The organism is Lachnoclostridium phytofermentans ISDg, assembly GCF_000018685.1.
Lineage (GTDB): Bacteria > Bacillota > Clostridia > Lachnospirales > Lachnospiraceae > Lachnoclostridium > Lachnoclostridium phytofermentans.
Window position 1 is genome coordinate 2,827,189 of record NC_010001.1, and the last position, 22,737, is coordinate 2,849,925.

Consider the following 22,737-nt stretch of genomic DNA (forward strand, 5'->3'; position numbering starts at 1 on the left):
TCTAACTATACCTCCATGATGATTGGAAGAATCATCGGATTCCTCTTCATCTTCTTCCACAAGTAGTCGCTAAGAGAATCTTTTATTTCGTTTTTAATCTTGCCCCAGTCTGTCATATTTTTATTCAGACATTTATCAAGAGCATCGTTTACTACAGTTCTCGCCTCTTCCATCAGATTCTCAGACTCTCTGACGTATACAAAACCTCTCGAGACGATATCTGGTCCGGATAACACTTGATTACTGAATTTTTCAAGAGTTACAACAACAATAATAAGACCATTTTCTGATAAATGTTGTCTATCACGAAGAACAATATTACCTACATCGCCTACACCAAGTCCATCCACTAAGATGCCTTGTGCTGGGATATGATCTACAATCTTCGCTCTATCTTCAGATAAAGATAATACATCACCAGATGTTAAAAGAACTACATTATCTTTCTTTACGCCCATATCTTGAGCCAATTCCGCATGACATTTTAAATGACGGAATTCACCGTGAACTGGAATCGCAAACTTCGGTTTTGTTAAAGCATAAATAAGTTTAATCTCTTCCTGACAAGCATGACCTGATACGTGAGTATCCTGGAAGATTACCTTTGCACCCTTCATGGAAAGCTCATTGATAATCTTGGAAACATTTTTCTCATTACCCGGAATTGGAGTTGAACTAAAAATAACGGTATCTCCAGGGGTAATCGATACCTTACGATGAATGGAAGCTGCCATACGAGATAACGCTGCCATTGATTCACCCTGACTACCAGTAGTAATTAATACTAACTGTTCATCAGTGTAGTTCTTCATCTGTTCAATGTCAATCAAAACATTGTCTGGAACTGTAATATATCCAAGTTCTGAGGCAGTCGTCATGATATTCACCATACTTCTACCTTCAATTACAACCTTACGGTTATATTTCACTGCAGAGTTAATAATCTGTTGAACACGGTCTACATTGGAAGCAAATGTTGCAACTATAATACGGTGTTTTGAATTCTCTGCAAATATATTATCAAAGGTTTTTCCAACGGTACGTTCTGACATGGTATATCCAGGACGCATTACATTGGTACTATCGCACATAAGTGCAAGTACACCTTTTTTACCAAGCTCGCCAAATTTCTGTAAATCTATGGTCTCTCCAAAAACCGGAGTATAATCCACTTTAAAGTCACCGGTATGAACTATGATACCTGCTGGTGAATAGATTGCTAATGCAGCAGCATCTGCAATACTATGATTGGTTCGAATAAATTCGATACGGAAACATCCTAAGTTTATGGATTGTCCGTACTTGATTACTTTACGTTTTGTAGATTTTAATAAGTTATGTTCTTTTAACTTATTCTCAATGATTCCCAAAGTAAGTTTTGTTCCATAAATTGGTACATTAATGTCTTTAATTACATAAGGTAGAGAACCGATATGATCCTCATGACCATGAGTGATAACAAATCCTTTTACCTTTTGAATATTATCCTTTAGATAAGTAATATCAGGAATTACTAGGTCAATTCCAAGCATCTCATCTTCTGGGAACGCTAATCCACAGTCAACAACTATGATACTATCCTGATACTCAAATGCAGTAATATTCATTCCAATCTGACCTAAACCACCAAGTGGTATAATCTTTACCGCTGGTTTCGCATCTGGTTCTGGTGTTTCAACAACCGGAACGGTTAGTTCAACCTTATTGTTATTCGCAGCGCGCTCTACCTTAAAAGGTCTTGGCTTTCTCCTCATACGATTGTTTCGATCCGAGTTTCCGTTTCTGCGATTAACTCCTCCTGGTTCCATCTGGCTATTTTTGTTTTCTTGATTGTTTTCTTTACTATTTTCTTTTCCTTTCAAATTGCACCTCCAAAATTTTATATGTAATTTCGTCGGGCAAACGTTTGGAAGTGGACGTTTTATTCTTCTTGATTTTTTGCATCATTCTCTGCAAAACCTTTGCATGCACTGCAAATACCAAATAACTTTACTTCATGATTTAGCACTTGAAAATCCATGGTAGCCTCTATTTTATGCTCCAAATTCTCTAATAAATCATCTTGAAATGTAAATACTTGCCCACAATTCACACAAATTAGATGGTGATGGTGGTGTACGGAAGTCTCTTTACTGCATTTACCGATTTCATACCTCACATATCCATCATTCAAATTTAGTTTATCAATTAACTTTAACTCTGATAATACCTGTATGGTACGATAAACTGTGGCTAACCCAATATCAGGATACATGCTTCTTACACAATCATAGATATCCTCAGCTGTTAGGTGTTCATCCGGCCGATTACTTAACACCTCTAGGATCGCGATACGTTGTGTTGTTACCTTTAACCCATTTTGTTTGAGTAAGGTTTTAAAGTTTTCCTGCATATCTGTCAATTCCATCACCTACTTCTCTTGCTCATTCCATGTTACGTTTGCTTACGTGAATTTCATACTATTTGTGACGATTTCATATATATTAAAGTTTTACTTTCCGCTATTCTATATGTTTTCTATCTTATATTATCGTATTTTATCGATTGTATACGTCTTCCAAAATTGTCCAAACACCTGTATACTTATAAAACACGATTTTATAATATTTGTCAATTAGTTTATATCGTTAAAAATATCATTATAATGACATTATATTCTAGTTTGTAATAAATTCTATGATGATACTATTTACTTTTATTAATTCAACCATCCAACTTGTTATTGGAGATCATAATAAGTATTTCGAGATTTTAAGAGTCTATTTTCAATTTATAAAAAATTACTCTGAAACTACTAATAAGATAAAAGCATAACAAACAAAGGTAGCTGCTACCTGATTTTAAACTGTATCATTTTATATAAATAGTTTAATCTATTCTGTAATAATATCCGTATCCTCTAATAATTCTTCAAATACAGCTGCGATTGCTTCTAATTCGTTATCGTCTTCCACCATATCATAAATCGCATCGGAACTTTCTTCTGGTGATACATCTTTAAGAATGTATGCATCTGCTTCGTCTGCGTCCATATCCTCTGTTACTAATAAGTACTCTGTACCATTTAGTTTTGTTTGTTCAAGTACATAAAAGATTACTTCCTCATCATCTTCAGTAAAGAAGCTTACTTTTCTATTTTCTTCCATTATAAATTCCTCTCATACAATATATTCACTAGAAAAATTACCTTGCTTACAATCCAAGAAAATCTTCTTTTATAATGATTTATAAGCTAACGAAATTTTATAGTGAATCTGTTAAATTTAATTTCTTTTTATTTGATAAGTAGTCTAAATAACCTTGTAATATAAATACTGCTGCAAGTTTATCTACTACCTCCATCTTCTTTTTAAGACTGACTTCACCAGCATTTAGCACCTGATGAGCTGCAACAGTCGTTAAACGCTCGTCCCATAATACTACAGGAAGTCCTGTCCTACGTCGAAGATGTTCTGCAAATTCCTCTGATTTTTCAGCACGTTCACCTATGGTATTGTTCATATTTTTCGGATATCCAAGTACAATTTCTTCTACTTCATATTCTTTTATCAATTCTTCAATACGTGCTAGAGTCTGACGAAGCTTAGTCTCTGACTTTCTTCGTATCACTTCAATACCCTGCGCTGTAAGTTTTAAACTATCACTGATAGCCACGCCTACCGTCACAGAGCCATAATCCAAACCCATTATTCTCATTAGCTTTTAACCTCTGAAATCTTACATTAATAGAAAAGCAGCGTGGTTGCCACTTTCCTATTAATTATAACAAGTGAGACCATTTATAGACTCATCTTGCATTAATTCCAATTCCTTATCTTCTTTTTAAATGATTATCAATGTAATAATGCATTAATTCCTCTAAAATTTCATCACGTTCGACTTTCATAATCAAACTTCTGGCATTTCTGTGGTTTGTAATATAGGTCGGATCTCCGGACATGATATATCCAACAATCTGATTTACCGGATTGTATCCCTTCTCAGTTAAAGCGAGATACACGATGTCAATAACATCCTTCACCACGATTTCCGGTTGTTTCTGAACTCTAAAATATTGTGTATTGTTTATCTCCTGCATCTCATCACGCCCTTCCTAGTCAACGGTAATCATTTAACAAACCTCGATATCCGAATAATACAATTCCATATTGGACCGTTCCTCTTTTTGCAACTTACTAATATCATAATACAAATGTTCGGAAATTTCAATCTATTATTTCTGAAAGCATGACATCTTCATTCAAATATCCCGTAATACGTACGTTTACTAACTCATTACTTTTTAAGTTTGATACAGGAATAGCAACTTTTACATAACGAGTAGTATGACCAATCATATACAAAGTATCCTCTATCATTGTCTCTTCTTCAGTCAAGACAATTTCATTGATTCCGATAAAAGAATCCAAATACTTTGCTCTCATCTTTTTCTCTGAATCAAATAAATTTTCACTACGCTTTGATTTTATTTGTTCTGGCACTTGATTTGGCATTGCTTCTGCCTTGGTTCCTTTTCTCTTTGAATACTTAAAAATATGCATTTGAGAAAATTGAACTTTTTCAAGGAACGCCTTGGTATCTTCAAACTCTTCCTCTGTTTCCCCAGGGAATCCAACGATTACATCCGTAGTAATTGCAGGATTTTCATAATATGTTCGAATAATCTCACATCGCTTATAATAATCATCCGGAGTATACTTACGATTCATTCTAACTAGTGTTTCTTTACAACCACTTTGAAGGGATAAATGAAAGTGAGGGCATAATTTTGATCTAGCTAGAGTTTTAACAAATTCTTCAGTGATTATTCTTGGTTCTAAAGAACTTAAACGAATTCTATTAAGACCTTCTATTTCACTTAAACTTAAAATAAGTGTCATTAAAGGTGAAATACCATTCTCAGGAAGTAAAGCTGCTTGCTCTTTTACTGATAGGGTCTCAAGACCATAAGAAGATAAATGGATTCCAGTTAAGACTATTTCTTGATATCCATTTTCTACAAGTCGCATCACTTCTTTTTTGATTTCCTCTTCACTTCTACTTCTAATTCTGCCACGAGCATAAGGAATAATACAGTAACTGCAGAACTGATTACAACCATCTTGAATTTTAATATATGCTCTTGTTTTTTCTGTTACGGCCGCTATTGCTAATTCCTCGTATTCAAAATCATTATCAATATCTATAACAGCATAGTTGCTTTGGTTATCATAATATTCATCAACCAAGGAAACAATTTCGTTCTTTTTATTATTTCCAATCACTAAGTCAACGGTATCATCCTCAAGTAAAGCTTCTTTTGCTGCCTGAACATAACAACCAACCGCGATTACTACGGAATTTGGATTATTCTTTTTTGCTTTATGAAGCATTTGACGAGATTTTCGATCCGCAATATTGGTAACTGTACAGGTATTTACAACATAAATATCAGATAGTTCTTCAAAATCCACAATCGTAGCACCAGCATCTAAAAAAAGTTGCTGCATAGCTTCTGTTTCATAGGAATTCACCTTACAACCAAGCGTTAAAAAAGCTACCTTTTTACCTGTTACATTATTAATAGAAGTTTTGTTGGTATTACTCGTTTGATTAATTTCTTGCATTTGTAGCTACAATCCTTTCTATTTTCAGGCTTATCAAAAAATAAACCGGTAATTATCATAAAATATATCATCTTTTTTTCTACACTTTGTATATTGACATTTAATAGGGTTAAATGTACTATATTAGTGAGAATAGGTTTCCTGTGTATTCCAGTTATTTTGGAAATAAGGTACCAAAAATTCAAAGTATCCTGCGGGGTTTACAGTTTCCGCTAAGGACTTGAATAATACATCAACATCATTAAGGAGGAATTTCTCATGAAAACAGTAAAGATTTCATTAAATTCAATTGATAAGGTTAAGTCCTTTGTAAACGATGTTACTAAATTCGATTCCGATTTTGATTTAGTATCAGGAAGATATGTTATCGATGCAAAATCTATAATGGGTATCTTCAGTTTAGATTTATCTAAGCCAATCGAACTTAATATCCATGGCGATGGTAATATGGATGAAATTTTAGCAATTTTAGAGCAATACATCGTTGAGTAATTAAACATAATCAAACAGTTGTTATCTATGATAACAACTGTTTTTTTATTACTTAACTGTAATAACTTCTCTTGTCTCAAGCGCTGTCTTAACCAATTCATCAATTTTTTCTGATAGATTAAGCTCATTCTTTTCTATTACAGATAGGATTGGTCTTGTTACCGGATGTTTTGCTACGAAAATTGTACAGCAATCTTCAAAAGGCAATACTGATGTTTCAAAAGTCCCAATTCGCTCGGAGATATCGATAATCTCTTGCTTATCCATACCGATTAGCGGACGATATACTGGCATTGTACAAACAGCGTTTGTTGCAGCTAAGGATTGCATGGTCTGACTTGCTACCTGACCAATACTCTCACCTGTAATTAAACCAAGACACTTACTGCGATTTGCAATTGACTCTGCAATTTTCATCATATAACGGCGCATAATGATTGTTAATTCTTCATGAGGACACTTCTCATAAATATATAACTGAATATCGGTAAAATTCACGACATGGAGCTTAATAGGTCCTGTGTAAGCAGATATTATCTTAGCTAAATCAACTACTTTTTGCTTCGCTCGCTCACTGGTATAAGGAGGCGCATGAAAATAAGTTGCTTCTATTGTTACACCACGTTTTGAAATCATATATCCAGCTACCGGGCTATCAATACCACCAGATAGTAATAACATCGCTTTTCCACCTGTACCAACCGGCATACCGCCTGGTCCTTTTAAGGTGTTAGAATATACATAAGCTTTGTTACGAACTTCCACGGTAATATATTCCTGTGGTGTGTGAACATCTACTGATAGTTCTGGAAAACGGTCTAATAAATAAGCTCCCATCTTGGAACAAATCTCTGGAGATTGAATTGGATACTGCTTGTTACCACGTTTCGCTTCTACTTTAAACGTAAATGGTTTACGTCCATAAAATTTCTCTACATAATCACCAACTTCTTGTTTAATATCTTCCCAATCGGTTGAATTAATTACTATAACTGGGCTTATTCCTGTAATACCAAATACTCTTTGTAATGCTGCAACAGTTTCATCGTAATCGAAATCATCTGGACACTCTACAAAAACACGTCCTTGTTCTCTAGAGACTTCAAAGTTTCCTAGTTTATTTAGGTTAAAACGAATCTGATCTTTTAAAGCGTTCTCAAATATGTGACGATTTTTACCTTTTAGACCTATTTCTGCGTATTTTATTAAAAATGCTTTATACATAAATTCTCCATTCTTCCACCATCCCATTAATTTAGGTGGTAGCGCAATATTTGTATTGTGAATGAAACTATTCTATAATTTGAAGATTAGTTTTACTTTCACTGTATGAAAATTGTATTTTTTTCTCTGTAAACAACGGTTTTTTCACTCTTAAAAACATGCCTTCACAGAAATCTGTAAGTTTGTTTCAAGGATTACACAGTTATAAACTTCAATGTACACTGTTGTCCTATTATTTTCTTGTATAACGTCGTAACATAGGTACTATTTCATTTAGTACCTCCAAGGTATAATCAATTTCTTCCATCTTAGTATTGACAGAAAAGCTAAATCTGAGTGTAGAGTCTAGTAAGCCCTTTTCAACACCAATTGCCATCAAAGAACCAGATAAACTTGGATGATTCGAAGCACATGCAGAACCAGAAGAAACATAGATTTCTCTATCCTCAAGTGCATGCAATAATACTTCACTTCGGATGCCTTGAAAACTTGCACTCACTAAATGCGGAGCAGTAAAACGTACTCGTTCTGATAAGGATAAGTCTTCTCGTTCTTTAAATACCGCGTTAACAACGACTTCCGGTATCTGTTGCAATCCTTCAATCATATGAGTTTTTAAGTCATAAAGATGATTGATTTTATCTTCATGATTCTCATAGATTTCACTGATCGCTTGATAAAGACCGGCAATTGCAGGAACATTTTCAGTACCAGAACGATAACCTTTTTGCTGTCCACCACCATGAATGATTGGTTTTACCTTAACTTTATCTTTGATATATAAAAATCCAGCACCTTTTGGTCCGTGGAATTTATGTCCGCTTACAGACATTAAATCAATGCCTTCTTTCTTTGGAAATATCTTAAATTTACCAAAGCTTTGAATTGCATCGGTATGAAATAAAACATCCGGCTTTTTCTCTTTCACAAGTTTTGATAATTTTGCAATGTCCTGAATGGCACCGACTTCGTTATTAACATACATAATAGACACTAAAATTGTATCATCACAGATCTCATTTAATAACGCTTCCTCAATTACCTTACCGTTTTGATCCACCGGTACGAAGCTCACACGAAATCCAAAGTCTTCAAGTGCTATTAAAGGATTGTGCACGGATGGATGTTCAAATTGTGTTGTAATAATATGTTTACCGGAACGTTGATACGCAAGTGCTGTACCGATTAAAGCCATATTATTGGATTCCGTACCTCCAGAAGTAAATACAATCTCCTTTGGTTCTGCCTTAAGAAGCTTTGCAATTGACTCCTTTGCATCTTTGATATATCGCTCCGCTTCCATACCCTTCCGATGCATTGAGGAAGGATTACCAAAGTTAACGTAAAGTGCATCCACCATGATATCACGCACTGATTCCGATACTTTAGTTGTAGCGGCATTATCTAAATAAGCTATCATATTACCTCCATATTGGCGTTTTAAGCTTTAAACTAATATATTTCTTCTATATCTTTTAAACTATTAAAAATTATTCTTCCAGTGTTAGCATGAGATAAGAAAGTATTGTTAGACCAGCTGTTTCTGTACGTAGTATTCGCTTTCCAAGTGTGACTGGAATAATTCCATGTTCCTTAGCTAAATCTACTTCATCTTCCGCAAAACCGCCTTCTGGTCCTATCATAATACCAATCGAGTCTTTCCCTTTGGATTGATTAATTAACGCTCTTGTCTCGTTGATACCGCTAGCACACTCATAAGGTAAAATTGACAAATCGCATTCGGAAGCCATCTTGATTGCTTCTTGATACGAAACTATCTCATGAACCCTAGGAATAAATCCTCTACCAGATTGCTTTGCAGCCCCTTCTGCTATTGCCTGCCAACGCTCAAGCTTTTTCTGTTCCTTTTTCTTGTCTTCTAATTTTACGATCGTTCGTTTCATCATGACTGGAACAATTTCATAAGCACCAAGTTCTACCGCTTTTTGAACAATCAATTCCATTTTATCTTTTTTCGGTAATCCCTGAAACAAGATTAATTTCGCTGGTAACTCAGTGTCTGTTTTTTTACGCTCAGATATAGATAATATAATATTATCTTTTTCAAACTCTGCTATTATACAACAATAATCGATGCCTTGTCCATCACAAGCGATTAATTTTTCTCCTATTTTCATACGGAGAACATTTTTTATATGATTTACATCCGCACCCTCGATGCGGATTGTTGTATCCGAAATGTTGGTTGATTCAATATAAAATCGTTGCATTTACTCTCCCATCTGCAAAATCACATGCAAGAACCAATTTCAATTATAATAGGTCTTTTTTCATAAAACATTATAACACGTAACAAGAAAAATGCCACACATAAAATCTTCTGATTAAATAGTATTTTTCATAAAAACAGTAAATTTTATAAAAATAGAATCTCAAAGCCCAATTCTACAAGGCTTTGAGATTCCAAGAAGTTACTATTAACAAAGGGTATTTTTATGGTTACTATTAGTAGCCTATAGTAGCCTAGCGTTTTCTTTTTAAAATCCAGAATAGGACTCCTCCTGCAAGAACACAGACTGTAGCTATGCCGACCCATAACCATGCATTCCCGCTCTCTTTTTCTGCTACTTCCTGCATATTCGTAGGTAGCTCTTGGATTTCGTCTCCCTTTACTGCATCTTTATCGCCTTTTATTACTGCATCTTTATTCTCTAGAAGAACTAGTGTAGATTTTGCGGGCACTTTAATTGTTCCACCTGTTATGGTTTCTATGACATCGGTTCCAGCAGTATCTTGGTTTACTAATACATCCCATGCATTTGCAGAAAGTACTACTTCCTTTTCTTCTAATGTTCCATTGAATATTAATGCGATTTCTCTACCATCTTTTACCGCATCATGAATTCGGTAAGCAATCACGGAAGAGTCAGAATCGACAAATTCTAACTTTTGTTGTATTTCTTCTGCTGTCTGCATACGGAATGCATCGTAAGTTTTTCTAAGAGCGATTAATCCTTTGTAATATTCAAATAAATCCTTGTATTCTGTCTTATTGTCCCAATTCAACATATTAATGCTGTCTGGCGACTGATAGGAATTATCATTTCCCTTCTTTGTCCTAGCCATTTCTTCCCCTGCTTGGAAAAACGGAATTCCTTGGGAAGTTAGTACAATTGCCGCAGACAATTTGTTCATCTGTACCAACTCTTCTTTAGACGCCATTTTATTCGTTTCTAACAGCTTATCCCATAAAGTCAGGTTGTCATGTGCAGATGCATAATTAATGGTCTGTGACGGCTCATTTGCCCAAAAACGGCTGGAATATGGCACACCGCTTAAATTCACTTGTGGATGAGAAACAGATGCTACGATACCGAATTTTATGGATTCATCCCTATTGGAGACATTGCGTTTTCCACTGTTAATAAATCCTGTATCAGAAGCATCAAATACACTACCCTTTATGGCGTCTCGTATATCATCGCTAAAGCATGCAATTCTTTCATTGAGTTCTACTGCATTATTCTTAATTGCCTGCTTTGAATCTGGTAGAGGAGTAGACCCTCCTGTCCATCCTTCCCCGTACAGAAGAATAGATGGATCTATTTTATCTAAAGCTTCTCTTACCATGTTCATTGTTTCTATGTCATGTAACCCCATTAAGTCAAACCGGAAGCCATCTACTTTATACTCTGTCGCCCAATAAACTACGCTATCAACAATAAATTTTCTTACCATGGCACGTTCTGAAGCTGTCTCATTACCACAACCAGAGCCATTAGTGAAATTTCCGTTTATGTCAGTTCTGTAATAATATCCTGGCACTAAGGATGTAAAGTTGGAATCTCCTGCCGTATAAGTATGATTATAAACCACGTCCATAACTACATGTAGGCCATTTTCATGCAGAGCCTGAACCATCTCCTTATATTCCCTGACACGTACTTCCCCTTGATAAGGATCCGTAGTATAAGAACCCTCCGGAAGATTATAGTTCTGTGGGTCATATCCCCAGTTAAACTTATTTTCACCCAGTTTCGACTCATCAATGGTTTTATAATCAAAGCTTGGAAGAAGGTGGACATGGGTGACACCAAGTTCCTTCATATGGTCAAGACCAGTAGAAAGACCAGCACTATTCGTTGTCCCTGTTTCTGTAAATCCAAGAAACTTCCCCTTATTTTCAATTCCAGAGTTTTCATTCATGGAAAGGTCTCTAACGTGAATTTCATATATCACCGCATCCACCGGATTTTTAAATTCTGGTGAACTATGTTCTCTAAAGCCATCTGGGTCCGTTTCAGATAAATCAATTACCATACCTCGCTCACCGTTTACACCTGCCGCTTTTGCATAGGGATCAACTACAAGCTTTGTTTTTCCATCTACTGTAACTTGGTATACATAATATTTATTTTTTAAATCTCCTTCTATTTCTGCCTGCCAAACACCAGCGCCAGTTTGCTTCATAGGGTAAGTTATCTCCGGTTTCTCCCCGTCTTTGGCTTCTCCATGCGGATAAAAAAGTACAGAAATACTTTCCGCAGAAGGTGACCATACCTTAAATACAGTCTTTTCCTTGCTATACGTTGCACCTAAATCATTACCCTCATAAGTATAGGCGGCTTCAAATTCTTCTGAGGTATAGAGCCCTGAATCAAGGGTTAAATTCCGGCTTCCATAGTCTGTTTTTGATAATGCATATTTCTTTGACATATCCAAAGGTTCCTCCATCGTGATAATAAAAGTATCTGCATATCCTTCCTTGATTGTTTTGTATTCACTGTCCCTTGTACTTGTCGCTTCCACCTTGGAAACAGCTAATTTCGGCGAAAGTTTAAATCCATCCTGCTTGATATCATCTACTCTGCAAGGAACGGAAAGCTTGACTGTTATTTCCTTCATGGAAGTAATCAATGCCGATTCAATTTCCTTACTTCTCTTGATAAAGTCAGCCTTCGGTGAAATAGTTCCTGTTCCCTGCATCCAATACATCTCTAGCTTACTTTCCTCATCAATTTTGGCCGTAGAAAAAGAAACACCTTGATAATCCTCTTCTAACCCATTTTTTAATACATCAAGTGTTATCTTTTTACCATATTTGACTTCTTTTTCTGCTTTTAATATACCATTTTCAATACGCATATGCTCTTTAGTAAGAAAATCTGTCGTCCCATCCTCAAAGGTTAATCGAAATGAAATATCCGTATACTCTTCATCATACCTTAAGTAATTAAGCTTAAGCTGGAAAGATTCTATTGATACCTCTTTTTCATACCCTTCTGGTGCTTCATAAGAAAATGTGCTCTCTCCACTGGATATCCAGATTTCATCCCCAAGTGATGTATCAATAAACCGGTCCTCCGAAACATCTTTTTCCCAAGAATCCGTACGGACAATAAACCCTATCCTGTCTGCACTCTTATCCAGAGAAACCGAAACATACGGCCCAAATGCATCTTCTCCATCAAAATAATATGCCGCGCCATCTTTTCCTTCTGCCCATAACCACAGATTCCATTTTTCATAATCGCCATCATCCCTATGATAATGAATCGTAATGGTATCTGTAGCTCCTTTTGCATTCTTTGTCTGAACACCTATCATCGAAAGCAAAAGGGCAACAACTAGCATTCCAACTATAATTCTTCGCATAAAAACAGCTCCTTTTCTTTTTTATCATATTTTGTAGAAATAAAAACACATAACAATATTGACAACAATTCAAAAATAATAATATGTAGAGCTGGTACAGCAAATCCGATCAGCATGCTAAGAAGCGCTGGCGAGGCTGACGCCATAAGTAATATCCGAAACCTAAGCCAGAACGACATAGGCGAAGACGTCATCCTATAAGCTTTTAAAAGAACCGTCAGTACCAAGTAAAAAAACATCTGTAGGATAACCAGCGTGACGAAAAGCAGCGCCAATATAGGAAAAAGCAGGGAAGTATAATACCCATTATTCACAGAAACATCATTAAACACCGTACCAAACCCCATATTTGAAGCTCTTTCTCTGGAATACCCTTCCATAAACACTACCAACTGGCTGCTCCCAGCATGAATCAAAACATAGTCATTTGAAAAACAAAACCATGTCTCTTTCTTACTTAAACTATTAAGTTCTGAATTCTCAAAAGATTTCTTAATCCACACCCCTGGCATATCTTCCTTTGGTGCAATCACGATCTCATCGTCTAAACTTTCTAAAGAGATTCCTAAATCCTTTAATGAAATATCTGTCTGAAAAGAGATGCTATACAGCCTGGAATACAATTCGTATGGCTCTGCGATAATAATAGAATAAAACAGCGGAAGATATAAGATCAATGTAATCAAAAGAAACTGTAGTACAAGAAACTGTCTTTTTAGCCTTCCTGCTGTCTTAACAAATTTAAAAAAATCTCCAAATCCCAATGTACAGGCAAAGATAAATTCACGCAAGCCATCACCCCTCCCTTCAAAGCCTGATTTCCTATTCTCCTTTGTTAGCACCCGCCGTCAACCCGTTCACGATATACTTCTGGAAGAACATATAAAGAATCGTAATCGGAATAGCGACAATAACGCTTCCGGCACAAAATGCTGTAAAATCTGCATTATTGCTTGTAATCATATCGTACAAGCCGATAGCCATCGTTCTTACTTCATTTTTATTAATTAAGTAACGTGGTAGCATATAGTCCATCCATGGGCACATAAAAGAAGTAATCGCTATAAATGTAATAATAGGAGCCGAAAGCGGCAGTATTATCCTTATAAATACCTGCATTTTTGATGCTCCATCAATGTAAGCCGCTTCATCAAGTGATTTCGGTATATTTAGCATATACCCCCGTACTAGCCAGATACTACCGGGGATGCTGGTGGAGGAATAAACAATCACAAGCATATTCAAGTTATTTAGCATATTAAAATTCAGTGCAACCATATATAGTGCAGTCAATCCCAAAAAACTTGGAAAAGTCTGAAGAATCATAATCACCAATAATCCTATCTTACGACCCTTAAATGGAAATCTGGCAAAAACAAACGCAGTCAAGGTGTGCACCAATACCGAAACTATCATTGTCATTACCGCTACATATAGAGTATTCTTAAACCAAATAGGGTATTTTGTTTCAGTAAACAGTCTAATATAATTATTAAATGTTGCATTTTCAGGAATCATACTTCCTCGACTGATTCCGCCTTTGACTGGACTAAATGACGTGCCAACTACCCAAATCAGTGGGTACAACACAATCACAGCCACAATCAGCAATTCAAGGTGAATCAAGGTGCTCTTAATCAGTTTTTTTACTTTTTGTCCATTCATGCTTCCCCTCCTAATCTTCTTTAAATGCACGTGTTCTAAGCAAATTAAAGCCTGAAACGGATGCCACTACGATAAAGATAAAAATACTCATTGCTGCTGCATAGTTATACATTCTCTGATTCAATGTCAGCTTAAATATCCATGATATCAATATATCGGTAGAACCTGCCATCTGATAGGTTGGATTTGCAGGTTCACCTCCTGTTAGAAAGTAAATCAATCCAAAATTATTGAAATTATGGGTTACACTCATTACAATCTGAGGTGCAGTAGCGGAAATAATATAAGGAAAAGAAATCTTCCGAAACAACTGGAAGCCATTAGCTCCGTCCATCTGAGCCGCTTCATATAATTCCTCAGGAATGGTAGTAAGAACACCTGATATCAACATCATAAAGTATGGAAATCCAAGCCATAAGTTTACCATAATAAGACAAAACCTTGCCCAGTTTGTATTACTTAAAAATGGTATTTTTTCACTGATCAAGCCTAAATCCAATAGTATTGCATTTACTGCACCATTATGATTTAACATGGCACGAAAAATAAGCATGGACACTAAACCCGGAACCGCCCAAGGCAGAATAAAAATTCCTCTCCATATCTTCTTAAATTTAGTAGATTTACTATTCACCAGCACTGCCTGTAGCAGTCCGAATGTATAAGAACTGAACGTTGCCAGGAATGCCCAGACTATAGTCCAGATAAGTATCTTGATAAAAGTTGTTCCCCATATTTTAATCGTTACAATATCGCGAAATGTTTGAAATCCAGTCCATTCTATGATTTTTTTCGGTGGTATAAAATTTGCATTATAATTTGTAAATACAACTAATAATGAAAAAAGAATCGGTATGACTACAATGAATGCCACCATAAGTAAGCCTGGAGCAATTACGATGTATTCAAAAGAGTTGTTCCATAATTTTTTGAAATATCCGATGCTGGAATCAACTTCGTCTGATTCCATTTTTTTTCTTGTACTATATGCATCTTTTATATTCCATATGTACACAAATAAAAACACCAGCAAAATTGTTGCTGCTATAATTCCGCTAATGAGTAGCATAATAGAATGATCGTATACTATAACGTTTGAATTCTCCCTTGGAATTTCTCCTAGGGTTATCAACCCCCATATACCTTTAATAAAAAAGCCGCAGTTACGGAATGTGGCTTCTGTCCTTCCTGTAATCACGGCAAATGTACCAGTGAACATCTCAACCCACACTAAGATTGCCTGAACAATGAAAAACATCAATCCTTTTAATCTCTGCTTATTGATAACCTGCCCGCTTCCCCATACCACTGCAGAGCATGCCGCTGTTAAAAACTTCATGTTAAGCTCCTATCTGTGCTCTTCCTGCACGCTAAATCATGATGGTAAAAATTGTTTTGCCCTTAACTCCTTATCTTCTACTGTCCATGTGACAGGTAAACTATATAACAACATATAGTTTATCTGTCACCGGGTGCCGCTTATGCTGCACCCGGATTGAATTACAGATTAGTCAAGAGTCTTTCCAGCTGCTTGTAATGCTGTCTTATATGTATCCATTGCTTTATCCTGTGCTTCTTTAGAAGTAAGCGTATTATCCCAGGTGAATGTAAACAGGTTTTTGATTGCATCCCAAGCCTGTGACATTTCTGGTATAATCGGCATAGGATCAGCATATGGGGATTGCTCTTGAATTCCCTTTAAATATACGTCTTCTTTTAAGCCTGCAATATTGGAGATGTCTTTCAGTGCTGTCATCTTGCCTGTTACCTTATACATAATTGTTGCACCCTCTTCGCCTGCAAGAAAATCAACGAATGCATATGCTGCTTCTTTATTTTTCGCATAACTAGATACAGAAGCAATAATATTTCCTGAAAAACATCTAGGTTGTACGCCCTTGATCGTTGGAAGTTTTGTTACGCCGAAATTCACTCCATTTGTCAAAGCATCTGAAATTGCCCAAGGTCCTGAAATAGTAAGAGGCACTTCACCTCTCTGGAATGCTGCTACTGTTGCGTCCCAACTTGCATCTACAACGTTTACATCAAAAAGTTGTTTACGAAGGCTACGGTAAAAATCAATTGCCTCTGTAACCTGTGGTGTATCCCAGCCTGGCGTTTTATAGTCCCTCATATCTGGTCCAAATAATTGCATACCAAATGCTGTTAAGAATAAATAGTTATGATAAGCATCATCTACTTGCCATGCCATAGTATATTTTCCTGCGGCAAAATCATTATATCCTTTTGCAAATTCAATGATTTCTTCAAAAGATGATGGAGGGTTTTCTCCGTATAAATCCTTATTATAGAATAAAGCGATGTTCTCAGTTGAAATCGGCACTCCGTATACCTTTCCATCCGCCGTACAAGTTTCTAATGCCGCATCCAAAATGTTATTTTCATATTTTTTTTGAAGCTCATCTGTCATAGGCTCACACAAACCATCTTCAATGGCAATTCCCATATGATCATGAGGCATCAAGAAAACATCCGGGCCAATGCCTGCAGGACCGTCTAAGGAAACTTTACCCCTTGTATCAACATTGCCTACGTTCTGGTATTCAATAGTTACATCCGGATACTTTGCATTAAATGCTTCGATAACAGCATCTGCCCAGTCATCGTTATCCAACCATACAAGAAGGTCACCAGATATCTTTTTTTCTTCTCCACCTTGGTTGCTATTGCTCTCTGCTTGTTTCTTTTCACTTTGTGGCGTCGGTGATGGTGTTGTTGAATTACTAACATCTTTTCCCTTGCTACCACAGCCCACCATTGAAAACACCATTGTTGTTGTAATCAATAATGCCAAAACTTTTTTCTTCATAACTCATCCTCCTTATTATATTTTAATTCTATGATCAACCCTTTCCGGGAAGTCAACTATTTGGTACAATAATAAACTTAAGTTATGCCAATTTTCTTTTCGTTCCGAAGCTTTTATCTCTAAGATTCTCATTGACTTTTTTCTTTGTTTTTATGTACATAAGGATGGTCATTAATTACCTTAGATACAGTACTGACACTTACATCTGCAAGCTGAGCAACATCTTTGAACGTTAAGTTCTGCATCTAAGCCTTCTTTTAGTATGTTATTACCTATTGCTATTGTTGATATCTTATATAGAAAACGTTCCCGGAATCGTTACCATTTATTGCTTTTATCGTAGCATATTATTTTTCTATTGTCAATATAGTATAGTTTTATTTCATATTAAACTATTTAATTAGTTATATTTCACAGCAATAATGGTAATTCAATCCTTATCTGGTAATTCATAACGATAAATATCATATTAGTAGAGGCTCTGCCATCGTCTTAAAATTGCAATACGAAGTGGGAGACGCAATTTTCTATAAATAAAAAAAGGTTCTATAATAAAGGTTGGGGTGTGTATCATTTAACACATTCCCAACCTTCTTTTTATGTATTAAAAAAATGTGAGTATGAAAACGAAATTCGTTTCTACCCACATTTTTTTATTTATTTGGTTTTTTCGCCACAATAGAAGTCCAATCTCCCATGGTAGTAATTTCTTCTATGATAAATCCATTTCTTAAAATGGCTTCTTTAACTTCTTCTGCTTTCATATCAATGATTCCAGAACTGATAAAATAAGCTCCAGGTTTCATAAATTCGCCTACTACAGCTGACAAAGGTATGATAATATCTGCTAAAATGTTTGCAACCACAAAATCATAGCTATTAAGCCCAATGCGCTCACGTAGGCCTCTATCCTCGATAACATTACCATCGAATAGTTCTATTCTACCTTCTGTTCTCGTTGAGGAATCAGAAGATTGACATAGCACAGCTTCTAATTGATTTACGTCACAATTTTCTTTGGATGCACTTACTGCGTTTTCATCGATGTCAATTGCAACCGCTGTTTTTGCTCCCAACTTTCTACCTATTATGGTAAGGATACCGCTACCACATCCAACATCTAATAAAGTAGCTCCAGGCTGCATGTATTTCTTTATATTAAGAATACATAACTTAGTTGTTTCATGAGCTCCTGTTCCAAAAGCGGTTCCAGGATCAATTTCAATAACTAAGTCCGTTTCCTTGCGCTCCTCTAGCTTCTCCCAAGTTGGTTTGATTACAATGGTATCATCCACACGAAATGGTTTAAAAAATTCTTTCCAATTGTTTATCCAATCCTTATCTTCTGTTTCTGATAAAGAGAGCTTTCCACTACCAACCTCAACAAAGTCACGTAGTTCGTCTAACCCTTCTTGAATTGAAACTTTTAGAGACGGTAAATCTTCCTCATTCTCCAAGTAAAAATTAATAGTAGCAATGCCGTCATCTTCACCCAATTCAGGAAGAATATCGATAAACATACGTTTCTTCTCTTCTTCGGTAATCGGTACCTTATCTACCACTTCAATTCCCTCAATTCCAAGAGAAAGAAGCATATCGCAGACTAAATCTACCGCTTCCGTCGTTGTTTCCAACGATAATTTTTTCCACTTCATGTATATCCTCCTGGTTGCATACCTTCCCTAAGGTACAAAACACACTGTCTCATACCCTAATTTCAATGATGGAAGGTGTCGTTCTATTTTTGTTTCTTATTTCCCGAAAAATTTCTTTTTCTTTTCTTTTGTATCCTCAGTAGTAGTATCCTCTGATTTTTTGCCAGATACGGATTCTTCAAACTTCTTTAATAAATCTTTTTGCTCATTATTTAATTTTGTTGGTACTTGTACAACTAAAGTTACATAATGATCACCGCGCACATCTTTGTTACGTAAGGTTGGAACACCTTTTCCACGAAGACGTACTTTTGTATCTGTTTGAGTTCCTGGTTTTACTTCATATAAGACATCGCCATCTACGGTACTAATTCTTACATCTCCACCAAGTGCAGCCTGTGTAAATGTCATTGGTGCTGTTGAATAGATATCGTAATCCTGTCTCTGGAAGATTGGGTGTCTACTAACATTTACTTCAACTAATAAGTCACCACGTTCGCCACCGTTAGTACCAGGTTCTCCTTTACCACGGATACGAATGCTTTGGCCATTATCAATACCAGCAGGAACAGAAACTTGAATTTTCTTCTTACGGCTGATATAACCACTACCATAGCAATCAGGACACTTTTCTTTGATAATCTTACCAGTACCACGACAATCCGGACAGGTTTGAACGTTACGAACCATACCAAATAAGGACTGCTGAGTAAAGGTTACCTGTCCTTTACCATTACACTTATGACATGTTTCCGCTGAGCTACCAGGCTTTGCACCAGAACCATGACAAGTTTCACATTCATCTTTTAATGATAGCTCGAGTTCCTTCTCACAGCCAAATACTGCTTCTTCAAAGGTGATACGAATGGCTGTACGTAGGTTTGCTCCATTCATTGGACCATTGCTGGCACGAGATCTTCTTCCCCCACCAAAGATGTCTCCGAAGATATCACCAAAGATATCTCCCATATCACCCATATTAAAATCAAAACCGCCAGCTCCACCGCCACCCTGTTCAAAAGCAGCATGACCAAACTGATCAAATTGTCTCTTTTTCTCCGGGTCACTTAAGACAGCATATGCCTCGGAAGCCTCCTTAAACTTTGCTTCCGCAGTCTGATCCCCTGGATTTGCATCCGGATGATACTGCTTTGCTAGTTTACGATAGGCTTTTTTGATTTCATCGTCCGATGCACTTTTTGAAATCCCAAGCACCTCGTAATAATCTCTCTTATCTGCCATAACTATCCTCCAACATTCACATTATCCAAACTAATTTTGATAAGTGACCTCCCGTCACAATTATACATGTATTCGCAAATAGCTGTCCTACGATTACCGCCAGTAACCATAAGACAGCTTAGCATACTTTCATAAGGACTCTTAGCACAATCCTATCCTGAATAAAATATTATAACGAAATTATAGAAAAGAAGCAAGCACTTTTTACTCCCAACCTCAGTAGGAAAAATTCTAACTTAGAGGTCACGAAAATCGCTACACGAGCACTTTTTGCTCCCAATTGCTGTAGGAAAAATCCTCACTTAGGGGTTGCGAAAAGCGCTACATGAGCGCTTTTTGCTCCAAATTAAACTTCTCTATAATCTCCATCAACTACATCATCGCCTGCATAAGTGTCACCCTGTGGGCCAGCACCAGACATATCAGGGCCTGCACCTGCTGCACCTTGTGCACTTTCATAAAGTTTTGCAAATAATGCCTGAGCACTATTCATTAACTTCTCTTTTGCAGCCTTCATATCTTCAACTTCGCCTTCAGACATAACTTCTGGATTTGCTTTTGCAACTAAATCCTTTAAGTGATTTAAGTCAGCTTCAACAGCAGTCTTTTCGTCAGCACTTACTTTATCGCCAACTTCACTTAATGCTTTTTCTGTCTGGAATACGATAGAATCTGCATCATTTCTAGTGTCAACTGCATCTTTACGCTTCTTATCTTGAGCTTCGTACTCAGCAGCTTCTCTTACTGCCTTATCGATATCGCTATCAGACATGTTAGAACCAGCAGTAATTGTGATGTGCTGTTCTTTTCCAGTTCCAAGATCCTTTGCTGATACATTTACGATACCATTTGCATCGATATCAAATGTAACTTCGATCTGTGGAATACCTCTTCTTGCTGGTGGAATTCCATCAAGACGGAATTGTCCAAGACTCTTGTTGTCTTTCGCAAATTGTCTTTCACCTTGTACTACGTTGATATCTACAGCTGTCTGATTATCTGCAGCTGTTGAGAAGATTTGGCTCTTCTTTGAAGGGATTGTTGTATTTCTTTCAATTAATCTTGTTGCAATACCACCCATTGTCTCGATAGAAAGTGAAAGTGGAGTTACGTCAAGAAGTAAGATATCACCTGCACCAGTATCACCAGCTAATTTACCACCCTGAACACTTGCACCGATAGCAACACATTCATCTGGGTTTAAGCTCTTACTTGGCTCGTGTCCTGTTAATTGTTTTACCTTATCCTGAACAGCAGGAATACGTGTAGAACCACCTACTAATAATACCTTGCCAAGTTCAGATGGAGCTAATCCAGCATCTCTTAATGCATTCTGAACTGGAATTGCTGTTCTTTCTACTAAATCATGAGTTAACTCATCAAATTTAGCACGAGTTAAGTTAAGGTCAAAATGCTTTGGTCCTTCACTTGTTGCTGTGATGAAAGGAAGGTTGATGTTTGTTGTAGTAGCTGAAGATAACTCTTTCTTAGCTTTCTCTGCAGCTTCTCTTAATCTTTGAAGTGCCATCTTATCAGTAGATAAGTCAACACCTTCTGCCTTCTTAAATTCATCAATAAAGTAACGTGTTACTCTTTCGTCAAAGTCATCACCACCGAGTCTGTTATCACCGGAAGTTGCAAGAACTTCGATAACGCCATCACCAATTTCAATGATAGAAACGTCAAAAGTACCACCACCTAAGTCGTATACCATGATTTTCTGCTCATGCTCGTTATCAAGACCGTAAGCAAGTGCTGCTGCTGTTGGCTCGTTAATAATTCTCTTAACATCAAGGCCAGCAATCTTACCAGCATCTTTTGTAGCCTGTCTTTGAGCATCGTTAAAGTAAGCAGGTACTGTAATAACAGCTTCTGATATTTTTTCACCAAGATAACCTTCTGCATCTGCTTTTAATTTCTGAAGAACCATTGCAGAAATTTCTTGTGGAGTGAATTTCTTGTCATCAATAGATACTCTGAAATCAGTACCCATATGTCTCTTAATAGAAGAGATAGTCTTATCAGCATTGGTAACCGCTTGACGTTTTGCAGGCTCACCAACAATTCTTTCTCCAGTTTTTGTAAAAGCTACTACGGATGGAGTAGTTCTAGAACCTTCTGTGTTAGCAATAACAACTGGCTTTCCGCCTTCCATTACGGCAACACATGAGTTCGTTGTTCCTAAATCAATACCAATGATTTTACCCATAATATATTCCTCCTAATTTTTTATAGAAATCTATTTTTTGAGAACAAGGAATGCAATAACATTCTCCTGTTCTATAAAATAACCAATTTTATTAATCATCTTTCATCAAGTGTTAATTGATTCAATGTTATATAATTCAACGCTATTTAATCCAACGTTTATTTGTTTGTATATTAAAGTAAGATAAGTAAGTTACTT

The 22,737-nt window shown here is 36.4% G+C and carries 19 protein-coding genes; 1 reads left to right on the top strand and 18 read right to left on the bottom strand.

Going from position 1 to position 22,737, the window contains the following annotated elements:
• Positions 1 to 5 precede the first annotated feature (5 nt).
• From CPHY_RS11860 to mtaB, 6 genes are all read right to left on the bottom strand, one after another.
• Positions 6 to 1,862: a ribonuclease J gene (locus CPHY_RS11860; RefSeq protein ID WP_012200309.1), complete on the bottom strand. Its 1,857-nt coding sequence runs from the start codon at positions 1,860 to 1,862 to the stop codon at positions 6 to 8.
• Between the two features lie 59 nt (positions 1,863 to 1,921).
• Complete coding sequence (locus CPHY_RS11865; RefSeq protein ID WP_012200310.1) at positions 1,922 to 2,401, bottom strand: Fur family transcriptional regulator; 480 nt, start codon at positions 2,399 to 2,401, stop codon at positions 1,922 to 1,924.
• 472 nt (positions 2,402 to 2,873) lie between these two features.
• Positions 2,874 to 3,146 carry a DUF1292 domain-containing protein gene (locus CPHY_RS11870; protein WP_012200311.1) on the bottom strand — a complete coding sequence of 91 codons (273 nt, stop codon included), beginning with the start codon at positions 3,144 to 3,146 and terminating at the stop codon, positions 2,874 to 2,876.
• A gap of 97 nt (positions 3,147 to 3,243) precedes the next feature.
• Entirely contained in the window at positions 3,244 to 3,696 is a 453-nt protein-coding gene (gene ruvX, locus CPHY_RS11875) for a Holliday junction resolvase RuvX (protein WP_012200312.1), read from the bottom strand.
• 115 nt (positions 3,697 to 3,811) lie between these two features.
• Complete coding sequence (locus CPHY_RS11880; protein ID WP_012200313.1) at positions 3,812 to 4,078, bottom strand: IreB family regulatory phosphoprotein; 267 nt, start codon at positions 4,076 to 4,078, stop codon at positions 3,812 to 3,814.
• Positions 4,079 to 4,205: 127 nt separating this feature from the next.
• A complete protein-coding gene (gene mtaB / locus CPHY_RS11885) occupies positions 4,206 to 5,606 on the bottom strand; it encodes a tRNA (N(6)-L-threonylcarbamoyladenosine(37)-C(2))-methylthiotransferase MtaB (protein ID WP_012200314.1) in 1,401 nt (466 codons plus the stop codon).
• A gap of 258 nt (positions 5,607 to 5,864) precedes the next feature.
• On the opposite strand from mtaB, the gene CPHY_RS11890 reads away from it, so the two are divergent.
• Positions 5,865 to 6,098 carry an HPr family phosphocarrier protein gene (locus CPHY_RS11890; protein ID WP_012200315.1) on the top strand — a complete coding sequence of 78 codons (234 nt, stop codon included), beginning with the start codon at positions 5,865 to 5,867 and terminating at the stop codon, positions 6,096 to 6,098.
• Positions 6,099 to 6,146: 48 nt separating this feature from the next.
• On the opposite strand, the gene thiI is transcribed toward CPHY_RS11890, so the two are convergent.
• The 12 genes from thiI to dnaK all read right to left on the bottom strand — a co-directional run bounded on the left by thiI (position 6,147) and on the right by dnaK (position 22,539).
• On the bottom strand, positions 6,147 to 7,322 hold the full coding sequence (thiI, locus tag CPHY_RS11895; RefSeq protein WP_012200316.1) for a tRNA uracil 4-sulfurtransferase ThiI: 1,176 nt from the start codon (positions 7,320 to 7,322) through the stop codon (positions 6,147 to 6,149).
• A 232-nt stretch (positions 7,323 to 7,554) separates the two neighbouring features.
• Complete coding sequence (locus CPHY_RS11900) at positions 7,555 to 8,742, bottom strand: cysteine desulfurase family protein (protein WP_012200317.1); 1,188 nt, start codon at positions 8,740 to 8,742, stop codon at positions 7,555 to 7,557.
• A 70-nt stretch (positions 8,743 to 8,812) separates the two neighbouring features.
• Entirely contained in the window at positions 8,813 to 9,553 is a 741-nt protein-coding gene (locus CPHY_RS11905) for a 16S rRNA (uracil(1498)-N(3))-methyltransferase (protein ID WP_012200318.1), read from the bottom strand.
• Between the two features lie 253 nt (positions 9,554 to 9,806).
• Complete coding sequence (gene pulA, locus CPHY_RS11910; RefSeq protein WP_012200319.1) at positions 9,807 to 12,938, bottom strand: type I pullulanase; 3,132 nt, start codon at positions 12,936 to 12,938, stop codon at positions 9,807 to 9,809.
• Positions 12,923 to 13,729: a hypothetical protein gene (locus CPHY_RS11915; RefSeq protein ID WP_041703598.1), complete on the bottom strand. Its 807-nt coding sequence runs from the start codon at positions 13,727 to 13,729 to the stop codon at positions 12,923 to 12,925. Before CPHY_RS11915 ends, pulA begins: the two co-directional genes overlap by 16 nt.
• A gap of 31 nt (positions 13,730 to 13,760) precedes the next feature.
• Entirely contained in the window at positions 13,761 to 14,603 is an 843-nt protein-coding gene (locus CPHY_RS11920) for a sugar ABC transporter permease (RefSeq protein ID WP_012200321.1), read from the bottom strand.
• 10 nt (positions 14,604 to 14,613) lie between these two features.
• Positions 14,614 to 15,942 carry a carbohydrate ABC transporter permease gene (locus tag CPHY_RS11925; protein ID WP_012200322.1) on the bottom strand — a complete coding sequence of 443 codons (1,329 nt, stop codon included), beginning with the start codon at positions 15,940 to 15,942 and terminating at the stop codon, positions 14,614 to 14,616.
• A gap of 168 nt (positions 15,943 to 16,110) precedes the next feature.
• Positions 16,111 to 17,433 carry a sugar ABC transporter substrate-binding protein gene (locus CPHY_RS11930; RefSeq protein WP_012200323.1) on the bottom strand — a complete coding sequence of 441 codons (1,323 nt, stop codon included), beginning with the start codon at positions 17,431 to 17,433 and terminating at the stop codon, positions 16,111 to 16,113.
• 128 nt (positions 17,434 to 17,561) lie between these two features.
• Positions 17,562 to 17,678: a LacI family DNA-binding transcriptional regulator gene (locus tag CPHY_RS21280; protein ID WP_081428540.1), complete on the bottom strand. Its 117-nt coding sequence runs from the start codon at positions 17,676 to 17,678 to the stop codon at positions 17,562 to 17,564.
• A gap of 408 nt (positions 17,679 to 18,086) precedes the next feature.
• Positions 18,087 to 19,088, bottom strand: a complete 1,002-nt coding sequence (gene prmA, locus CPHY_RS11935; RefSeq protein ID WP_012200324.1) for a 50S ribosomal protein L11 methyltransferase — start codon at positions 19,086 to 19,088, stop codon at positions 18,087 to 18,089.
• A 96-nt stretch (positions 19,089 to 19,184) separates the two neighbouring features.
• Positions 19,185 to 20,330 carry a molecular chaperone DnaJ gene (gene dnaJ / locus CPHY_RS11940; RefSeq protein ID WP_012200325.1) on the bottom strand — a complete coding sequence of 382 codons (1,146 nt, stop codon included), beginning with the start codon at positions 20,328 to 20,330 and terminating at the stop codon, positions 19,185 to 19,187.
• Positions 20,331 to 20,676: 346 nt separating this feature from the next.
• On the bottom strand, positions 20,677 to 22,539 hold the full coding sequence (dnaK, locus tag CPHY_RS11945; RefSeq protein WP_012200326.1) for a molecular chaperone DnaK: 1,863 nt from the start codon (positions 22,537 to 22,539) through the stop codon (positions 20,677 to 20,679).
• Positions 22,540 to 22,737: the final 198 nt, after the last annotated feature.

Bases quoted from the DNA above. Each gene is read 5' to 3' on its own strand.
- ruvX (WP_012200312.1), bottom strand. From the start codon at position 3,696: ATGAGAATAATGGGTTTGGATTATGGCTCTGTGACGGTAGGCGTGGCT.
- CPHY_RS11890 (WP_012200315.1), top strand. From the start codon at position 5,865: ATGAAAACAGTAAAGATTTCATTAAATTCAATTGATAAGGTTAAGTCC.
- CPHY_RS11930 (WP_012200323.1), bottom strand. From the start codon at position 17,433: ATGAAGAAAAAAGTTTTGGCATTATTGATTACAACAACAATGGTGTTT.
- CPHY_RS11900 (WP_012200317.1), bottom strand. From the start codon at position 8,742: ATGATAGCTTATTTAGATAATGCCGCTACAACTAAAGTATCGGAATCA.
- CPHY_RS11925 (WP_012200322.1), bottom strand. From the start codon at position 15,942: ATGAAGTTTTTAACAGCGGCATGCTCTGCAGTGGTATGGGGAAGCGGG.
- dnaK (WP_012200326.1), bottom strand. From the start codon at position 22,539: ATGGGTAAAATCATTGGTATTGATTTAGGAACAACGAACTCATGTGTT.
- pulA (WP_012200319.1), bottom strand. From the start codon at position 12,938: ATGCGAAGAATTATAGTTGGAATGCTAGTTGTTGCCCTTTTGCTTTCG.
- prmA (WP_012200324.1), bottom strand. From the start codon at position 19,088: ATGAAGTGGAAAAAATTATCGTTGGAAACAACGACGGAAGCGGTAGAT.
- CPHY_RS11905 (WP_012200318.1), bottom strand. From the start codon at position 9,553: ATGCAACGATTTTATATTGAATCAACCAACATTTCGGATACAACAATC.
- CPHY_RS11920 (WP_012200321.1), bottom strand. From the start codon at position 14,603: ATGAATGGACAAAAAGTAAAAAAACTGATTAAGAGCACCTTGATTCAC.
- CPHY_RS11870 (WP_012200311.1), bottom strand. From the start codon at position 3,146: ATGGAAGAAAATAGAAAAGTAAGCTTCTTTACTGAAGATGATGAGGAA.
- CPHY_RS21280 (WP_081428540.1), bottom strand. From the start codon at position 17,678: ATGCAGAACTTAACGTTCAAAGATGTTGCTCAGCTTGCAGATGTAAGT.
- dnaJ (WP_012200325.1), bottom strand. From the start codon at position 20,330: ATGGCAGATAAGAGAGATTATTACGAGGTGCTTGGGATTTCAAAAAGT.
- CPHY_RS11880 (WP_012200313.1), bottom strand. From the start codon at position 4,078: ATGCAGGAGATAAACAATACACAATATTTTAGAGTTCAGAAACAACCG.
- mtaB (WP_012200314.1), bottom strand. From the start codon at position 5,606: ATGCAAGAAATTAATCAAACGAGTAATACCAACAAAACTTCTATTAAT.
- thiI (WP_012200316.1), bottom strand. From the start codon at position 7,322: ATGTATAAAGCATTTTTAATAAAATACGCAGAAATAGGTCTAAAAGGT.